The following is an 18,211-nucleotide window of genomic DNA, read 5'->3' as shown; positions in this document are numbered from 1 at the left end:
CGCCCAAAAAAATAAAAGGGTATGGATAAAGATCATAAAAGGTAGAGCTGAAAACAATTGCTTTTGATTTTACACAATAATCAGGACTTGACTCCATGAAGACAGGTTCAGCTTCCTCTTTATGATTTTTGTCCTCATGAACGCTCCATGAAGACAGATTCTGCTTCCTCATTATGAATTTTGTCCTCATGAACACTCATTGAAGACAGGTTCGGCTTCCTCATTATGATCTTTGTCCCCATGAAAGCTCCATGAAGACAAGTTCGGCTTCTTCTTTATGATTTTTGTCCTCATGAACGCTCCATGAGGACAGGTTCGGCTTCTTCTTTATAATTTTTGTCCTCATAAACGCTCCATGAGGACAGGTTCGGCTTTATTTCATCAATCTTTGTCCTCATGAACACTCAAGAGCCCTTTTCTTAAAAATTATCCAACGCCGTCCCATGAATTTCCTGCAAACGATGTGGCGGGCATACTTTCACCGTACCATTTATGACGGTTTCATTTTTATCGTTGACAGCTTCCACCTGAATTAAAACAGTATGGTCATCGCTATCCACATTAATGATTTTGAATAAAAACTCGACGGTTCCGTAATGATAAACAGGCTTTGGGAACTCAAGATTTTGGCTTAAAATATGGCTCCCCGGGCCAGGTAAATATTTTGAAATGGCCGAAGTAATCATACCGGTCAGCATAATACTTGGTACAATTGGTTTTTCAAATGGTGTTTGCGATGCGTAGTCATGTTGAATATAAAGCGGGTTGGCATCATCTGTTAAGCCTAAATAGAGAAGCAGATCTTTATCCTCAATCTTCTCAGTTAAAGTTAACTTTTCTCCAACGGTTATTTCTTCAATTCTTCTCCCTAGTTTTCTTTTTTTCCCTAAAAGCATCTAAAAAACACACCCCTTTGTAAGCGATTCCAAAAAATATAGAGAAAATTCGGGGTCCCCATAACCCCGAATTTAAAAACAATCTATTAAGCTAATACGTTCATTACGTTGCGAACAGATTCAACAGATTTGTCTAATGCAGCTTTTTCGTCTGCAGTTAACTCAAGCTCAATTACCTTTTCAATACCGTTCGCGCCTAGGATCGTTGGAACACCAAGGTAAATTCCATCGTAACCATATTCACCTTCAAGATAAGCGATTGAAGGAAGAACGCGGCGTTGGTCTTTAAGAATCGCTTCACACATTTCAACTAAGGAGGCTGCTGGAGCATAGTAAGCGCTTCCGTTTCCAAGAAGGTTTACAATTTCGCCGCCGCCTTTACGAGTGCGCTCAACAATTGAATCAAGACGATCTTTCGGAATTAAAGTTTCGAGCGGGATGCCGCCTGCATAAGAGTAACGAACAAGAGGAACCATGTCGTCACCATGTCCGCCTAAAACGAAGCCGGTAATATCTTTTACGGAAAGGTTTAATTCTTGTGATATAAATGTACGGAAACGAGCTGTGTCAAGAACACCTGATTGACCGATTACACGGTTCTTAGGGAAGCCAGATTCTTTGAATACGGTATACGTCATTGCATCAACGGGATTAGTTAATACAAGAATTGTGCAGTTTGGCGAGTACTTTGCAATCTCCTGTGTTACACTCTTCATGACTTTTTGGTTAGTTTGGACTAAATCGTCGCGGCTCATGCCTGGTTTACGGGCAATCCCTGCTGTGATAACAACGATATCGGAATCCTTTGTATCTTCATAGTTGGAAGTACCAGTGATATTTGCATCAAAGCCTTGAACTGGACTAGCTTCAAGCATATCTAATGCTTTACCTTTTGTTGGGTTTTCCATTTGCGGGATATCAACTAAAACAACGTCAGCAAGTTCTTTTTGTGCAAGTAAAAATGCAGTAGTTGCACCAGTGAATCCGCCACCGATTACAGAAACCTTTTTACGCTTTAATGACATATTAGCTCTCCCCTTTTTCCGTTAAAAAATTTAATCAAAGGGCTGTTAAAAAACAGCCCTTTAAAAATATTACTCCATGTTTTTGATTAGCTCATCTGCAAACTCAGAAGTTTTCACTTCAGTTGCACCATCCATTAAGCGGGCGAAGTCATAAGTTACAACTTTGGATGCAATGGTTTTTTCCACTGATTTAATGACCATTGTAGCCGCTTCGTTCCAGCCCAAGTGCTCAAGCAATAATACACCAGATAAAATAACTGATGAAGGATTTACTTTATCAAGACCTGCGTATTTTGGAGCAGTACCGTGAGTTGCTTCAAAAATGGCGTGTCCAGTTTCATAGTTGATGTTAGCTCCAGGAGCAATACCGATACCACCAACTTGTGCTGCAAGAGCATCAGAAATGAAGTCACCGTTTAGGTTCATTGTTGCAACAACATCGAACTCACGAGGACGAGTTAAGATTTGTTGTAAGAAGATATCAGCAATCGCATCTTTAACAATGATTTTGCCTGCAGCTTCAGCATCAGCTTGCGCCTTGTTAGCAGCATCTGAACCTTGCTCAGCTTTGATGCGATCATATTGAGCCCATGTAAAGACTTTATCGCCGAATTCTTTTTCAGCTAGCTCATAACCCCAGTTTTTAAACGCGCCTTCAGTGAATTTCATGATATTGCCTTTATGCACGAGTGTAACGGATTTACGGCCTTCTTTAATAGCATAGTTAATAGCAGCACGAACAAGACGTGTTGTACCTTGTTCAGAAACAGGTTTAATCCCGATACCAGAAGTTTCTGGGAATCTGATTTTATTTACACCCATTTCGTTTTGAAGGAAATCGATTACCTTTTTAACTGCTTCAGTTCCTTTTTCATACTCGATACCCGCATAAATATCTTCTGTGTTTTCACGGAAGATTACCATATCTGTATCTTGTGGACGCTTAACTGGAGAAGGAACGCCTTCAAACCATCTTACAGGACGTAAGCATACAAACAAATCAAGCTCTTGACGTAAAGCAACGTTTAATGAACGAATTCCTCCGCCAACTGGAGTTGTAAGTGGTCCTTTGATAGCAATTAGGTATTCACTAATTAAATCTAAAGTTTCTTTTGGAAGCCATTCGCCAGTTTGATTGAATGCTTTTTCTCCAGCTAGAACTTCTTTCCATACCAATTTGCGCTCGCCTTTATAGGCTTTTTCTACAGCTGCATTTAAAACTCTTTCGGAAGCAGCCCAGATATCAGGACCAATACCGTCTCCCTCAATAAATGGGATAATTGGATTGTTTGGTACATTTAATACTCCATTTGTTACCGTAATTTTTTCGCCTTGCATAGATGTTCTCCCTCCTAGTATGTATGAAAACTAAAAATATTGGACTGAATCAAAGGTTAGAGAACCAAGGTCCCTAACCTTTTCATACTCTCCTATTTTACAACAATTTTTAAAAAAATGAAAAATATTATCCTCTTTGTTCAATTGGAATATATTTCTGCATTCCAGGACCTGTGTATTCAGCACGAGGACGGATAAGTCGATTGTTTTCATATTGCTCTAAAATATGTGCAAGCCAGCCTGAAACACGACTTACGGCAAAGATTGGCGTCATTAGGTCATGATCAATTCCTAAGCTGTGATATACAGATGCAGAATAGAAGTCAACGTTAGGCGGAAGTTTCTTTTCACCTGTAACGATGCCTTCAATTTTAACAGACATATCGTACCAATGCGGTTCGCCTGTTAACTCTGTTAATTTCTTTGACATTTCTTTTAAGTGCTTGGCACGTGGATCGCCTAGACGATATACTCTGTGCCCAAAGCCCATGATTTTTTCTTTGTTTTCAAGCTTACCGCGTACATATGGCTCAACATTTTCCAATGTACCGATTTCCGTCAGCATTTTCATTACGGCTTCATTCGCGCCACCGTGAAGAGGGCCTTTTAAAGCACCAATTGCTGCGGTTACTCCTGAATAAACGTCCGATAATGTAGCAACACATACACGAGCTGTGAATGTAGATGCATTTAATTCATGGTCAGCATGTAATACCAATGCTTTGTCAATTGCTTCTATCGCAATTGCATCTGGTACATTGCCTGTTAACATATAAAGGAAATTTGCGGCAAAGCTTAAATCTTGTCTTGGAGCGATTGGGTCAAGACCCTTTCGAACGCGGGCAAACGTAGTTACAATTGCTGGCATTTTTGCTTGCAGGCGGACAGCTTTTCTATAATTCGCTTCTGCGTCCATAACATCTGCTTCCTCATCGTATAAGCCTAATAAAGATACTGCTGAACGAAGTGCTGCCATTGGATGTACTTTTTGAATTGGATACATTTTAAAATGCTCGATAACTTCTTTTGGCAGTGCAGTGTTTTCAGCAAGCTGCTGTTTTAATTCAGCCAATTGTTCGGCATTTGGAAGCTTACGGTGCCATAATAAATAAATAACTTCTTCAAAGCTGGCATTTTTAGCTAAATCATCAATGTCATAGCCAACATATGTTAGTGTGTCATCAATAATTGAACTAATGGAGGAAGTTGTTGCCACTACCCCTTCAAGACCACGTGTTACTGACATAGTTAATCTCTCCTTCACATACTAATTTTCCCCATTACCCATTTTGTTAACAAAAAAATTTCATTGAGCGATTGCTCAGGATAAGAAATAAAAAAATTGAATACCTTTTCATTCACATGGTGAAAAAATTTTTACAAGTAATACAGTATACATATATAATTTATGTAAAAAAGGTGACGCTTACAAGCCTATTATAAACAATTATCAGAACTTTGTGAATGAAAAGGACCTGAATTTGTTAAAAAAAATATTATTTCACAAAAAATCTAAGTAAAAAAACTAAAGATTTTCATGGAGGCATAGGCAATCCCAGCGCCAATCAATGGGCCAACCGCCACACCTTTAAAGATGGATACAGAAAGAATAGTTCCTAAAACTAAGGCTGTTGTAATCTGAGGATCATTTGCTAATAAGGTTACGCCCCCTTTCGCCAGCAATGCCACAAGCATCCCTGAGACAAGTGCAATCCATGCATAAGGAGTTTTAAAGGCGCCTGTTAAGTCTCGAAAGCCAATTTCCCCCGTTGCAATCGGTGCTAGTACAGCAATGGTAATCACGGTTACTCCCCAATTAATCCCCTTTGCTTGCAGAAACGAGAAGGATTTCGTATCCAAGCCGATTAGCTTTAAAAAGAGCAGTACTGCTATAGCCAACATTAATGAACTATTTTTAGCAAGAAATCCAATGATCAATAATAAAATAAGGAATAAAACAGGCTGGCTTATCATTTTGTCACACCATTTCCACATACAAATTATTGTACCATAATATTTAAAAATGGTCAGAATCCTGAATTGATAGGATATTTTTGTTCTCTAATTTTTTGAAACTTTTATTCATTACTTTCGTATAAATGTTTAAGATTTGGAAAATTATACACAAACGCTTATAAAATGGTAAACTTAAACCAATATTTCGCAATGAATAGGAGGTCTATGCTTGAATCCTAAATACATATATCAGACTTTAAGATTTTTACTAGTCATTGGTATCGTCGTATTAGCACTCTTTTCTTTTTATTTTGTATCAAAGGTTGCTTATCCATTTATTATCGGTCTTATTATTGCTCTTATGATTAACCCGCTGGTCAATATTTTTGAAAAAAAGGCGAAAATGCCGCGGGCACTTTCAGTCTTCCTTGCCCTAATTATTATATTTGCCTTATTTGCCGGGTTAATTACACTATTAGTAGCTGAGATTGTATCAGGTGCCACTTATTTAGCTAAGGTAGTACCAGAACATCTGGATACGCTCATTAGTTATCTTGAGGATTATTTTACTGGCCAAATTCTTCCTCTATACAATCAATTAACAAGTGTATTTAATAAGCTTGAAACTGGACAGCAGGATACAATCATTTCTAATATCCAAAATGTCGGACAGAAAATCGGTTCCACTGTTGGATCATTTATTCAAAATTTATTTTTAAAAATTCCAAATATCATTTCCTGGTTTCCAAATGTGGCAACCGTGCTCATTTTTTCGCTTTTGGCTACTTTCTTTATCAGCAAGGATTGGTATCGTTTATCGGCAATGGGAGGAAGACTTTTACCTGAAAAAGCAAAAAGGAGCGGCAGAACCGTTTTCGTTGACTTAAAGAGGGCCTTATTTGGCTTTATTAGAGCGCAAATGACACTTATCTCTATTACAACAGTTATTATTCTAATTGGTCTTCTTGTCTTAAGGGTTGATTATGCGATTACGATTGCTTTGGTTACAGGAATTGTTGACATCATCCCATACCTTGGAACCGGTGCAGTATTTGTTCCGTGGATTATTTATGAAGCAATCAGCGGTGATATGGGACTTGCAATTGGGCTTGGCGTCCTCTATATCATCGTTTTAGTTCAAAGGCAAATCATGGAGCCGAAAATCCTTTCTTCCAGTATTGGCCTAGACCCATTAGCCACTTTAATTGCACTTTTTGTTGGTTTTAAATTAATTGGTTTTTTAGGCTTGATTATCGGGCCGGTTACCCTCGTTATCATTAGCACGCTATATCGAGCCAATGTCTTTCATGATGTTTGGTCCTTTATAAAAGGAAAGCAAGTATAGCATAAAAAAGTCAGCTCCAATTAGGAAGCTGACTTTCTTATTATAGGAATTATAGGACGCTTGCATGCCCGTTATAAATAACTCCTCTTGTTGCATCGACGGTTACCTCTTGGCCATCCCTCAATAATTCCATCACATTGTCAACGCCAACTATTACTGGAATGCCTAGGTTTAATCCAACCACAGCAGCATGGCTTGTTAATCCGCCTTCTTGGGTAATGAGAGCGGCACTTTTTTCAATCGCAGGAATCATATCACGATCCGAACCAATTGTCACAAGAATTGAGCCTGGCTTTACTTTTTCTAAAGCCTCGTGTGCATTATGAGCTATAACCACTTTACCGAATGCAGACTTTCGACCAATTCCTTGAGCTTTTGTGATAATATCGCCGATAACATGAATTTTCATCAGATTTGTAGTTCCAGCTTCACCGACTGGTACACCTGCAGTAATGACTACTAAATCACCACTCTTAACAATCCCACTGTTTAAACTTTCCTGAACAGCAATATCAAGCATTTCATCTGTTGTTGCGCACATTGTTCCAACTCGCGTATAAACACCCCAAACAAGAGATAAACGGCGGGAAACAGAATCATTAGCAGCTACCGCAACAATCGGAGCTTTAGGACGATATTTGGAAATCATTCTTGCAGTATGTCCGCTTTCGGTCGGTGTAATAATCGCATTTACCTCTAAATTTAAAGCCGTATGAGCTACAGACTGGCCAATGGCATCGGTAAGATTGTGTTCAGTATCTTTACTGCGACTTGAAAGAATTTCTTTATGATCCAAAGCCTGTTCTGCCCTAGAAGCAATATTGTGCATGGTTTGAACTGCTTCCACCGGATAAAGTCCTGCAGCTGTCTCTCCTGATAGCATAATGGCATCTGTTCCATCAAAAATAGCATTGGCTACGTCGCTTGCCTCTGCTCTTGTTGGTCTTGGATTTCGCTGCATTGAGTCGAGCATTTGAGTAGCTGTAATAACAGGCTTTCCTTGAGCATTACATTTCTTTATGAGCATTTTTTGAACAAGCGGAACCTCTTCTGCAGGAATTTCGACGCCAAGGTCTCCACGAGCCACCATCAAACCATCAGAAATCTCTAGAATTTCATCGATGTTATCTACGCCCTCATGGTTTTCAATTTTAGGGATAATATGGATATGTGCAGCATTATTCTCTTCTAAAAGCTGACGGATCTCTAACACATCTTTGGCTGTACGAACAAATGAAGCGGCAATAAAATCAATTCCTTGTTCGATTCCAAAAAGGATATCTTGTCGATCCTTTTCTGTAATGCCCGGCAGTTTAACCGACACCCCCGGAACATTGACACCTTTTTTATTTTTTAAGGTGCCGCTGTTTAAAATTTTAGTATGAATTTCATTTTCGGCCCTATCTACCTTGATAACTTCAAGTCCAATCAATCCATCGTCCAGCAGGATTTTTGAACCAATATGCACATCTTCTATCAGGCCTGAATATGTAACAGAGAATTTTTCAACTGTTCCTTCGACTTCTGTCATTGAAACAATAATATTTTCTCCAGCCTTTAGCTCAATCGCGCCGTTTACCATATTGTTTGTCCGAATTTCCGGTCCTTTTGTATCAAGTAAAATGGCAACGGTTTTTCCCGTCAACTCTGCTGCTTCGCGGATATTTCGAATCCGTCCGCCATGTTCTTCGAAATTCCCATGGGAGAAATTCAACCGGGCCACATTCATTCCTGAATTTATTAATTGGGTCAATGTTTCAACACTTTCACTTGCAGGACCAATCGTACAAACGATTTTTGTTTTACGTAACATCCTTGTTATCCTCCGATACTACAAAATAGTTAAATAGATAATTCCTTTGATAGCTTAAACAATTCAAGATCTAATACATGTTTCCGGCTTAATGCTTCAACAATGTCATAATCAACTAGCTGATTATTTTCGATACCTACGGCTCGGCCGCCTTTTCCTTCAATAAGGAGCTCAACTGCTCTTGCTCCCAATCTGCTCGCTAGTACTCTGTCAGCAGCAGTAGGGGACCCCCCGCGCTGCATATGCCCCAACACTGAAACCCTAGTGTCAAAGTTCGTTAATTCTTGAAGCTCCTTGGCAAATTCCACGCCGCTGCAGACACCTTCAGCTACAATGATGATACTATGCTTTTTCCCACGCTCTTGTCCTTTACGGAGCCTGTCAGCTACTTCATTCATGTCATAATTCTCTTCAGGAATAAGAATGGTTTCTGCACCGCCTGCTAGTCCTGCCCAAAGAGCAATATCCCCTGCGTCACGGCCCATTACTTCAATGACAAAAGTTCTTTCATGGGATGTAGCAGTATCCCGAATTTTATCGACTGCATCTATAACTGTATTTAATGCCGTATCAAAACCAATTGTAAGTTCTGTTCCAGGAATATCATTATCAATCGTTCCAGGAACACCGACACATGGATAGCCATGCTCTGTCAATGCCTTCGCACCACGGTATGAACCATCACCGCCAATAACAACAAGGCCTTCAATCCCATGGACATTCAGCTGCTCGATCCCTTTTAGCTGAACATCTTTTGTTTTAAACTCCGGACACCGTGCTGAATGCAGCATTGTACCACCACGATGAATAATGTCCCCAACAGAACCAAGCTCTAATTTTTTAATATTTCCACAGATTAATCCGGAATACCCGCCATAAATACCATAAACTTCAACGTTATGATAGATTGCTTTTCGAACAACAGCGCGGATGGCTGGATTCATCCCCGGGGAATCTCCACCGCTCGTAAGGACCCCAATTTTTTTCATGGATATCACCTCAATATCAAAATAAAAATTATGTAATCATTCATTGAAAGAAACACAGAATATGCCAAAATACCTTCTTTTATTATTCACATAAAACCCTTGAATATTAATAAAATAACATGAAGAAATAGCCATAACAACCCAATCGTATTAGTAATTAAAATAGACAGAATAGTTTGTGAACTGGAAGCGTTTTATGCAAAAGTGTAAGCGTCATCATTGTCTTTTCCTTGAAATTTTCGTGTTTATTTATTGAACGCGTGAAAAAAAATCGTGCCCCAATGAGCACGATTTTTTACTTAACTCCAATAAGATCATTGATTAAAGCAAATTCACCGATTGAGCGGAATCGATTGTACCGGTCGGAAATTAATTCATCCCCAGATAATTTTAACAGTTGCTGCAACGAGGCGCTAAGAATCTTTTCAATTTCCTCCGCCTGTTTTTGAACATCCTTATGAGCACCGCCCTTTATTTCAGGAATAATATCATCAATTACCCCGAGCTCTTTTAAGTCAGGAGCGGTAATTTTCATCGTCTCGGCAGCATTTTTAGCGAAAGAGGCATCCTTCCATAAGATAGCAGCTGCTCCCTCTGGTGAAATAACCGAGTAGGTTGAGTTTTCAAGCATATAAATACGGTTCCCTACCCCAAGTGCCAAGGCCCCGCCGCTGCCGCCTTCTCCTATAACAATACAAATAACGGGTACCTTTAAACCAGCCATCTCAAACAGATTGCGGGCAATCGCTTCGCTTTGGCCCCGTTCTTCTGCAGCTTTCCCTGGATACGCACCTTTTGTATCAATAAAGCAAATAATTGGCCGATTAAATTTATCTGCCTGTTTCATTAAGCGAAGGGCTTTTCTATAGCCCTCAGGATGTGGCATTCCAAAGTTCCGGCGAATGTTTTCCTTTGTGTCTTTGCCCCGCTGATGGCCAATTACGGTAACCGGAAGACCTTTAAATTTTGCTATTCCGCCCACAATCGCTTCATCATCAGCAAAGGTGCGATCACCATGACATTCAAAGAAATCTTCGAACAGGAAGGAAATATAATCCAGGGTTGTCGGTCTATTCGCGAGTCGAGCGATTTGAACTCTGTCCCAAGGTTTAATATTCTCGTAAATATCCTGTTCTAGCTTTTCTAAACGTCCCTCTAATTTTTTAATTTCGGAGCTTAAATCCACATCAGCGTTTTTTGTAAATTCCTTTAATTCACTGATTTTCTTCCTTAGCTCCACTACCGGGCGTTCAAATTCCAATTCTCCGATCATGCCAGTTCACCCCCTGGTTGATGAATATCTAAAATGGTTGAGATTTTCTCTACCATGTCAAGACGTGAAATAATTGCATCCAGCTGACCGTGCTTTAATAGAAACTCTGCTGTTTGAAAATCCTCAGGCAATTCTTCACGGATTGATTGCTCAATAACTCGCCGTCCGGCAAATGCTATTAACGCCCCTGGTTCAGCGAGGTTGTAATCCCCTAATGAGGCAAAACTTGCCGAAACGCCGCCTGTTGTTGGATGAGTCATAATGGAAATAATTAAACCGCCGTTGTCGCTGAATTTCTTTAAAGCAACACTCGTCTTTGCCATTTGCATCAAGCTTAAAGCACCCTCTTGCATTCTAGCACCGCCAGAAGCTGTAAAAATGACAAAAGGTACACCAAGTTCATCTGCTTTTTCAATTGCAAGGGTAATTTTCTCACCAACAACTGATCCCATACTCCCCATTCGGAAGGATGAATCCATGATGGCTACGACTAATTTATGACCGCCAAGTGACCCTATTCCTGTAACAACTGCTTCATTTAATTGACTTTTTTGCCGGTCCTTTTCAAGCTTTTCCAAATAATCAGGAAAATTTAGTGGATTTTTGGAAATCATATTTTCATTAATTTCTTCAAAGCTTCCCTCATCAATAAAGCTATCGATCCGTTCTTTCGCATTCATCGGAAAATGATGTCCGCAATGTAAACAAACCATTAAATTTTTGGAAAGTTCCTTTGAATACATGATTTTCTTACATGTAGGACATTTGGTCATTATTCCTTCTGGAACATCACTTTTAGCTGCTTCTGTCGGTATTGTTGCATATTTTTTCTTTTTTGTTTGGTTTTTTGTAAAAAGATCTTTAAGCGCCAAAATTAAACCTCCCTGGTTCGCTTCTGCATTATGGGACGATTCCCCACTATATTCTATTCAGAAGTCTTTCTATCTTATTTAAACTTCATACGTTTATATTCACAAAAGTGGTCAGACCACTAGATGATTTAAAATCCCCTTAAAAATTGGGCTTGTACAGAATTTACTATAAAATAAAAAGAGTTCAAAATTTGTTAGTCCTTGTCGTTAGAATGAAGACAAATTTCTTAAGTTGTAGTATGCAGAAAGTGTTTTTGCTTCATCTTTTTCAGCTAATCCATTTAGCAAAAGTATATAGTCCTCAAACTTATAGGTATCCTGAATAGGATTTAAAGAATAATAATACTCTTTTAAAATTAACCAAATCCTCAAGAACAGGTGATTGTCAGACATTTCGATGATTCGGTAAAAGAACTCATCATCTGTAAAATGCTCTTCTTTATTAATCCAATCATGCAAAATGGCTAAATGATGATCGTCCATCCTTTGAAGGACCAAACGAAGGCAATCCATCTCGATATAGTTTTTAGTTTCGAACACATCCCGTTTGGCTTTTTCATCCTGTAAAATAAATGTGCCGAGAAGCTGGACCAGCTGATTACCGCGGAAGTCTCTGATAAATGTTCCTTCACCGCGGCGTGTTTCAATTAAGCCAAGTAATTCTAATGCTCTATATGCTTCCCGAACTGAAGAGCGCCCGAAATTCAGGCGCTCTGACAATTCTCGTTCTGAAGGGATTTTATCTCCTGGCTTCAGTCCATCAATTGTAATCATTTCTCGTAATTGCTTTACAATCTCTAAATATACCTTTGAGCTTGTCACTTATGGATTCACTCACTTTTGCCAATCAAAGCGAGCCTTTGTGTTTTTTCTTTCACTTCTTCCGGGTCTACTTTTATACGGGCAACACCTGTTTCCATCGCAGCTTTTGCGACTGCTGCTGCCACATTTGGAGCAACCCTTGGATCAAATGGAGCTGGAATAACATAATCAGCATTTAGCTCATCTTCATGGATTAATCCCGCAATCGCTTCCACTGCCGCCACTTTCATTTTTTCGTTAATATGAGTAGCACGAACATCAAGGGCTCCACGGAAAATGCCTGGGAAGGCTAGTACATTGTTTACTTGATTTGGGAAATCAGAGCGGCCTGTTCCTACTACTTTCGCTCCTGCTTCTTTTGCATCATCAGGCATAATTTCTGGAACTGGATTAGCCATCGCAAAAATGATTGAGTCTGGATTCATAGATGCTACCATTTCTTTCGTTAAAGCCCCAGCAACCGATACTCCAATAAAGACATCGGCACCTTTAATTACATCTGCAAGGCTGCCAGAAAGATTGTCGCGATTTGTATATTTTGCTACTTCTGCTTTTACATTGTTCATACCTTGAGGGCGGCCCTCGTAGATGGCACCCTTCGTATCACACATAATGATATCTCTTACACCATAGCTATATAATAATTTAATAATAGCAATCCCAGCAGCCCCTGCACCATTTGCAACGACTTTAATTTCTGTCATTTTCTTGCCAACAAGCTTCAAGGCATTGACTAAACCTGCAACGGTTACAATTGCAGTTCCATGCTGGTCATCATGAAAGATTGGGATATTGGCTTCTTTTTTCAGTCTTTCCTCAATTACAAAACAATTTGGAGCTGCAATGTCTTCAAGATTTACGCCGCCAAAGGTTGGCTCAAGTAACTTAACAGTTTCAACAATTTTATCAACATCTGTAGTGTTTAAGCAAATCGGAAAAGCATCGACCCCGGCAAAGCTTTTAAATAATACTGCTTTTCCCTCCATTACGGGGAGAGCCGCTTCAGGACCAATATTTCCAAGTCCAAGAACAGCTGTGCCATCAGATACTACTGCAACCATGTTTCCTTTCATGGTATAGTCGTATACGGTTTCGGGCTTTTCATAAATCTCTTTACATGGTTCGGCTACACCTGGTGAATAAGCTAGGCTTAAATCAGTCGCATTCCGAACTTGAACCTTTGATTTTGACTCTAATTTGCCCTTGTTAACTCGATGCATATGTAATGCTTCTTCACGTAAAGTCAAGACTTTTCACCCCTCGAATAATTACAAAAAAAATGATTAGAACATTCTGTTAAATTGGTGGTCAGACCACACTTGTCTCTTTATCACTATAACATATCTACGATAGTTGTAAAGAATTAATCTTTTAGCACAACATTTTCTGAACCGAGAATAGTCCTTAATTGATCTAATAAAATCGAGGTTGGATTAACATTATTTTCTGATCCTAATTTAATGGTTTTACGGGTTGTTTCATAATGCAATACAACTCCCGTTTCCCCTTTATTTTCCTTTAAGACATGGTTTATTTGCTTAAGCGAAGTTTCATCCTGTTTTCCCCTGACAATTTTCAAATACAAAACGGATTGCTTATCTATTTTTGTTTCTAGCCACTGTTCTAAATCATATACTTGTTGAATGATAAACTGCCGTTTTCCGTCCCGTTCTTCTATTTTCCCCTCCAGCCAGGTAAATTTCCCCTGCCCTAACAATAGCGAAGCTTTTTTATACACATTGGGGAATGCTACTGCCTCCATTTCTCCGCTGCCATCACTCACCATTAAAAACGCCATTGAATCCCCTTTTCTTGTGCGAATGGATTTCAATGAGGAAATATAGACTCCTACACCCACTCTTCGCTGATCAGTTTTAAGATGAAACAGCACCTGCGCACCTATCTTTTTTAAATTCTTTTCGAAAATAGAAATCGGATGGTCTGACAGGTAGAGTCCTAGTGCTTCTTTTTCAAAGTATAGTTTATTTTCCTGGGTGATAGGGTCAACGTCAACATACTTCGGCTTAAGATTAAATTCTTCCTCAAATAAATCAAATTGATTAGAATCATCTGGTTTGAATATTTGGGCATGTTCTATGGCAACATCCAAACTGGCAAGTAGTACGGCACGATCCTCGCCAAATTCATCGAAGCTTCCGGAATGAACGAGAGACTCCAGTGTTTTCCGATTTATTGCTTTCGAGGAAACCCGGATACAAAAATCAAATAAGTTCAGAAACTTCTTTGTTTTCCTTGTTTGAAAAATTTCTTTTAAAGCGGTGCCGCCAACACTTTTAATCGCTGCAAGGCTATAGCGGATGGCCCCTTTTTCAACTAAAAAGGAATAACCGCTCTGATTAATGGACGGGGGCAGAATGACGATATCCTTCTGCTTTGTTTCCATAATGTATTGCGCGATTTTAACCTCATTTCCAATAGCAGATGTCAGTAATCCAGCCATGAAATACACTGGAAAATTTGCTTTTAAATAGGCAAGCTGATATGCAATCATACTATAGGCTACCGCATGGCTTCTATTGAATCCATAATTGGCAAATCGAACAATTAAATCATAAATGTCATTGGCTAGTGATAGATTGTATCCTTTTTTTAGCGCTCCCTGAACAAAATGATGGCGCTCTTTGTCCAGTACCTCTTTTTGCTTTTTCCCGACAGCCCTTCTTAACAAATCTGCTTCCCCGAGTGAAAACCCAGCCATTTTCGAAGCAATTTGCATTATTTGTTCTTGGTAAACTATGACGCCATATGTATTCTCAAGAATTGGCTGGAGATCCGGATGCGGGTATTCAACTGACTGACTGCCATGTTTCCTGTCTATAAACAGCGGGATATTCTCCATTGGGCCTGGCCGATAAAGTGCATTAACTGCAACAATATCTTCAAATCTTGATGGCTTTAATCGTGTTAAAACCTTTCTCATCCCTTCTGATTCCAGCTGGAAAATTCCTGTCGTTTCCCCTTTTGACAATAGGTCGAAAACAGTTGAATCCTCTAATGGAATCGACCTGATATCCAGATTCTTTCCTGTATGACGTGATATAGAAGATAAAATGGATTCTATAAGCGATAGATTCCGAAGTCCTAAAAAATCCATCTTTAGCAAACCAATCTCTTCTAAGTGTTCCATTGAGTATTGGGTTAGATAGACATTGTTTGAGCCCTTTTGAATCGGAACTAACTCTATGAGCTGCTTTTCACTTATAACCACCCCAGCAGCATGTGTAGAGGTATGGCGGGGCAGCCCTTCCAGCTTTAATGCTGTTTCAAAAAGTTTTCGATTTATCGAAGATTCCTGAACAAACCGCTGAAACTCCTCTGATTCATTGTAGGCAGATTGGATATTAATTCCTAACCGGGAAGGGATAAACCTTGATAATTGCTCGAGCTCTTTTGAATTCAAGCCGAATACCCTGCCTACATCTCTTAATGCTGCCTTGGCAGCAAGTGTCCCAAATGTAACGATTTGCGCGACATGAAGTTCTCCGTATTTGTTTGCAACATATTCAATTACTTCATCACGGCGATGATCTGGAAAATCGATATCAATATCTGGCATAGAAATCCGCTCTGGATTTAAAAAACGTTCAAATAACAAATCATGTGTTAATGGATCAACATCGGTAATATATAAAACATATGCAACTAGAGATCCTGCTGCAGATCCCCTTCCAGGGCCTGTTAATATTCCATTTTCACGGGCATATTTCATAAAATCCCAGACAATTAAAAAATAATTGCTAAACTTCATTCGTTTAATTACTTCTAATTCATAGAATAACCGGTTATAGTACTCTTCGTTAGGAGAGGAAAAGCGTTCGAGAAGGCCTTTTTTACAAAGCATTTCAAGGTATTCCTCTGCGGGTATCCCATTTTCCGTCGGAAAAGTGGGCAAATAGGTTTTATTTAATTCAATATTTACCTGACATCTATCGGCAATATTCAAAGCATTTTCTAAAGCTTCTGGAACCTCTGAGAAAGCATCTATCATTTCTGCTGTCGTTTTTAAATAGAATTGATCACTTCCCAATTTCTGCCTATGATCATCCTGCAATTTATCACCATTTTTAATCGCCAGCAAACATTCGTGAGCAAAGGTATCTTCTTTTTCTAAATAATGGACACGATTGGAGGCAACCATGGGGATATTCATTTCTCTCGAAACAGACTGAAGCAGATTCCGGATAGTTAACTCTTGCTCAAGCTGATGATTTTGCAGCGATAAGAAAAAGTTGCCGCTGCCGAAAATTTCGGTTAATTTTCTAATTAATACACAGGCCAATTCCTCGCTGCCCTTTAATAAAAGCTGTTCGATTTCGCCTTCAAGTCCCGGTGTAATGGCAATCAACCCATCAGAATAATGCTTTAGCCATTTTAGCGGTATCCCATTTTCTACTTTTGTTTGAACAGCACTGGATATTTTTAAAAGATTTTTAAAACCACGGTCATTTTCGGCAAGCAGCACGAGTGGATATGCTTCGTTTTCGTTTATTTCACTGGCAACATCCACGGTTAAGCCGATAATCGGTTTTATATTATTCTTTTTACAGAGCTTATAAAATTCAATGGTGCCATACATCACATTTCTGTCGGTTAAGGCAAGTGCCCGAAAGCCCTTTGATTGAGCGTTTTTGATTAATTCCGGGACAGAAGCAGTGCTTGTCAACAAACTATACGCACTATATACATGAAGGTGAATAAAAGACATTAACGTCACACCCTTATAAATTATCTCACTATCTATTATAGGACTTCATACTAAAAAAGGAAAATATGTTCTCATTTTAATTTAAAAAGCGGAAGCGCCTTGCCAAAGGAAAAAAGTAGTTCATTTTTTCACAGGGGCGACAAGGATAAGACGAGCCGGCTTGAAGGTTGTTTTTTAACCTTAATGACGGATTGGCTGTAGACCTGCGAGCCCCTAGGCGCTGCAGCTAGATAGTTCTCAAATTGAACATAATTACAATGGTTTGTCCATATAGATGAATATAAGGACTATTTTTATAGGGGCGGATGAAGGAATGAAAGAAATCGGTTTTTTTCCTGCGTTTATTGAAAGCTATTTTATTGCCTTAGGAGTCATTCTTGGAGGAGCATTGATCGGAGGGATTGCTTCTTTCTTAACTGGACAACCCCCCTTAACTACGGTGTATCGCTTATCTTCTGCATTAAGAATCTGGGCTATCGTCGCGGCGATTGGCGGAACCTTTGATACTGTGTATAGTTTTGAGAGGGGAATCCTTAATGCAGAAACAAGAGATCTTTTTAAACAATTTTTACTTATTCTTTCGGCATTAGGCGGTGCTCAGACTGGAGCGCTTATCATCAATTGGCTGACCCAGGAGCATATTTCATCATGAGAATCCCTCCCTATTACCGCAGGCCCTCCTGGCAGCGATTTTTTTCTGGAATGGTAATTGGCGGCGCGATTAGCTGGTGCATTTTTTTATATATACACGGAGTTTGGCAGGAGAAGTATTCAAAACAAATCCTTAGCCTCCAAGATAATATTTCTGATTTAAATAAAGAAAAGAAAATTTGGCAGGAAGAATATAAGGACTTAAACAAGCGGAACTTAGAAAAAATTACAGTTCAAAAAATAAACATTAAAATCACCAATTATGAAAAGTATAAGCTTGATTATTTTAGTACCTTTCAAACAGAAGAGGCAGTTAGGGATGAATTAAGTATCATGCTTGCCAAGGACTTAGACACTGTATACAAAAGCAAGGACCTCCTGAAAAAAATCATTGAAAACAAGCCGTTGAAAATCAATGAAAAAAGATATAAGCTCAAGGTTACGGAAATGGTCATTTATACCACCCTCTCCATTCAAGTAGAGCTGAAATTTGACGAATAAAAAA

At 39.2% G+C, this 18,211-nt stretch carries 15 protein-coding genes; 3 read left to right on the top strand and 12 right to left on the bottom strand.

All coding sequences use genetic code 11. The features are described 5' to 3' along the window. Nucleotides 1–419 precede the first annotated feature (419 nt). The 5 genes from PH210_RS18930 to PH210_RS18910 all read right to left on the bottom strand — a co-directional run bounded on the left by PH210_RS18930 (nucleotide 420) and on the right by PH210_RS18910 (nucleotide 5,233). Entirely contained in the window at nucleotides 420–896 is a 477-nt protein-coding gene (locus PH210_RS18930; protein ID WP_289987738.1) for a MaoC/PaaZ C-terminal domain-containing protein, read from the bottom strand. Between the two features lie 86 nt (nucleotides 897–982). Continuing rightward, nucleotides 983–1,921, bottom strand: a complete 939-nt coding sequence (gene mdh, locus PH210_RS18925) for a malate dehydrogenase (protein WP_289987737.1) — start codon at nucleotides 1,919–1,921, stop codon at nucleotides 983–985. A 69-nt stretch (nucleotides 1,922–1,990) separates the two neighbouring features. Further along, on the bottom strand, nucleotides 1,991–3,259 hold the full coding sequence (gene icd / locus PH210_RS18920; RefSeq protein ID WP_289987736.1) for an NADP-dependent isocitrate dehydrogenase: 1,269 nt from the start codon (nucleotides 3,257–3,259) through the stop codon (nucleotides 1,991–1,993). Nucleotides 3,260–3,386: 127 nt separating this feature from the next. Beyond that, complete coding sequence (citZ, locus tag PH210_RS18915; protein WP_289987735.1) at nucleotides 3,387–4,505, bottom strand: citrate synthase; 1,119 nt, start codon at nucleotides 4,503–4,505, stop codon at nucleotides 3,387–3,389. A gap of 266 nt (nucleotides 4,506–4,771) precedes the next feature. Then, nucleotides 4,772–5,233 carry a DUF441 domain-containing protein gene (locus tag PH210_RS18910; protein WP_289987734.1) on the bottom strand — a complete coding sequence of 154 codons (462 nt, stop codon included), beginning with the start codon at nucleotides 5,231–5,233 and terminating at the stop codon, nucleotides 4,772–4,774. A gap of 211 nt (nucleotides 5,234–5,444) precedes the next feature. Between PH210_RS18910 and ytvI the strand changes: the two genes are divergently transcribed. Continuing rightward, the gene (ytvI, locus tag PH210_RS18905) at nucleotides 5,445–6,560 is read left to right on the top strand and encodes a sporulation integral membrane protein YtvI (RefSeq protein ID WP_289987733.1); all 1,116 of its coding nucleotides are present in this window, start codon (nucleotides 5,445–5,447) and stop codon (nucleotides 6,558–6,560) included. Between the two features lie 49 nt (nucleotides 6,561–6,609). Here the strand turns inward: ytvI and pyk are convergent, their stop codons facing one another. The 7 genes from pyk to dnaE all read right to left on the bottom strand — a co-directional run bounded on the left by pyk (nucleotide 6,610) and on the right by dnaE (nucleotide 17,055). Then, nucleotides 6,610–8,373 carry a pyruvate kinase gene (gene pyk / locus PH210_RS18900; protein ID WP_289987732.1) on the bottom strand — a complete coding sequence of 588 codons (1,764 nt, stop codon included), beginning with the start codon at nucleotides 8,371–8,373 and terminating at the stop codon, nucleotides 6,610–6,612. Between the two features lie 29 nt (nucleotides 8,374–8,402). Continuing rightward, entirely contained in the window at nucleotides 8,403–9,362 is a 960-nt protein-coding gene (gene pfkA, locus PH210_RS18895; RefSeq protein WP_289987731.1) for a 6-phosphofructokinase, read from the bottom strand. A gap of 295 nt (nucleotides 9,363–9,657) precedes the next feature. Then, on the bottom strand, nucleotides 9,658–10,635 hold the full coding sequence (gene accA / locus PH210_RS18890) for an acetyl-CoA carboxylase carboxyl transferase subunit alpha (protein WP_289987730.1): 978 nt from the start codon (nucleotides 10,633–10,635) through the stop codon (nucleotides 9,658–9,660). Beyond that, a complete protein-coding gene (gene accD / locus PH210_RS18885) occupies nucleotides 10,632–11,507 on the bottom strand; it encodes an acetyl-CoA carboxylase, carboxyltransferase subunit beta (protein WP_289987729.1) in 876 nt (291 codons plus the stop codon). Before accD ends, accA begins: the two co-directional genes overlap by 4 nt. A gap of 207 nt (nucleotides 11,508–11,714) precedes the next feature. Then, a complete protein-coding gene (locus PH210_RS18880; protein ID WP_483312126.1) occupies nucleotides 11,715–12,281 on the bottom strand; it encodes a FadR/GntR family transcriptional regulator in 567 nt (188 codons plus the stop codon). A gap of 56 nt (nucleotides 12,282–12,337) precedes the next feature. Beyond that, nucleotides 12,338–13,576, bottom strand: a complete 1,239-nt coding sequence (gene ystJ / locus PH210_RS18875; RefSeq protein WP_289987727.1) for an NADP-dependent malic enzyme — start codon at nucleotides 13,574–13,576, stop codon at nucleotides 12,338–12,340. Nucleotides 13,577–13,692: 116 nt separating this feature from the next. Then, nucleotides 13,693–17,055: a DNA polymerase III subunit alpha gene (gene dnaE, locus PH210_RS18870; protein WP_289987726.1), complete on the bottom strand. Its 3,363-nt coding sequence runs from the start codon at nucleotides 17,053–17,055 to the stop codon at nucleotides 13,693–13,695. A gap of 313 nt (nucleotides 17,056–17,368) precedes the next feature. Here dnaE and ytrH point away from each other — a divergent pair, with 313 nt between their 5' ends. After that, a complete protein-coding gene (ytrH, locus tag PH210_RS18865; RefSeq protein ID WP_223591012.1) occupies nucleotides 17,369–17,707 on the top strand; it encodes a sporulation membrane protein YtrH in 339 nt (112 codons plus the stop codon). After that, nucleotides 17,704–18,207, top strand: a complete 504-nt coding sequence (gene ytrI, locus PH210_RS18860; protein ID WP_289987725.1) for a sporulation membrane protein YtrI — start codon at nucleotides 17,704–17,706, stop codon at nucleotides 18,205–18,207. The genes ytrH and ytrI overlap by 4 nt, the downstream gene beginning before the upstream one ends. The last annotated feature ends 4 nt before the right edge of the window (nucleotides 18,208–18,211 follow it).

This window comes from Paenibacillus sp. BSR1-1, from assembly GCF_030403775.1.
In the GTDB taxonomy this organism is placed as follows: Bacteria; Bacillota; Bacilli; order Bacillales; family Cytobacillaceae; genus Neobacillus.
Note: the sequence above shows the minus strand (reverse complement) of the source record. Positions and strands in the feature narration are given on the sequence as shown.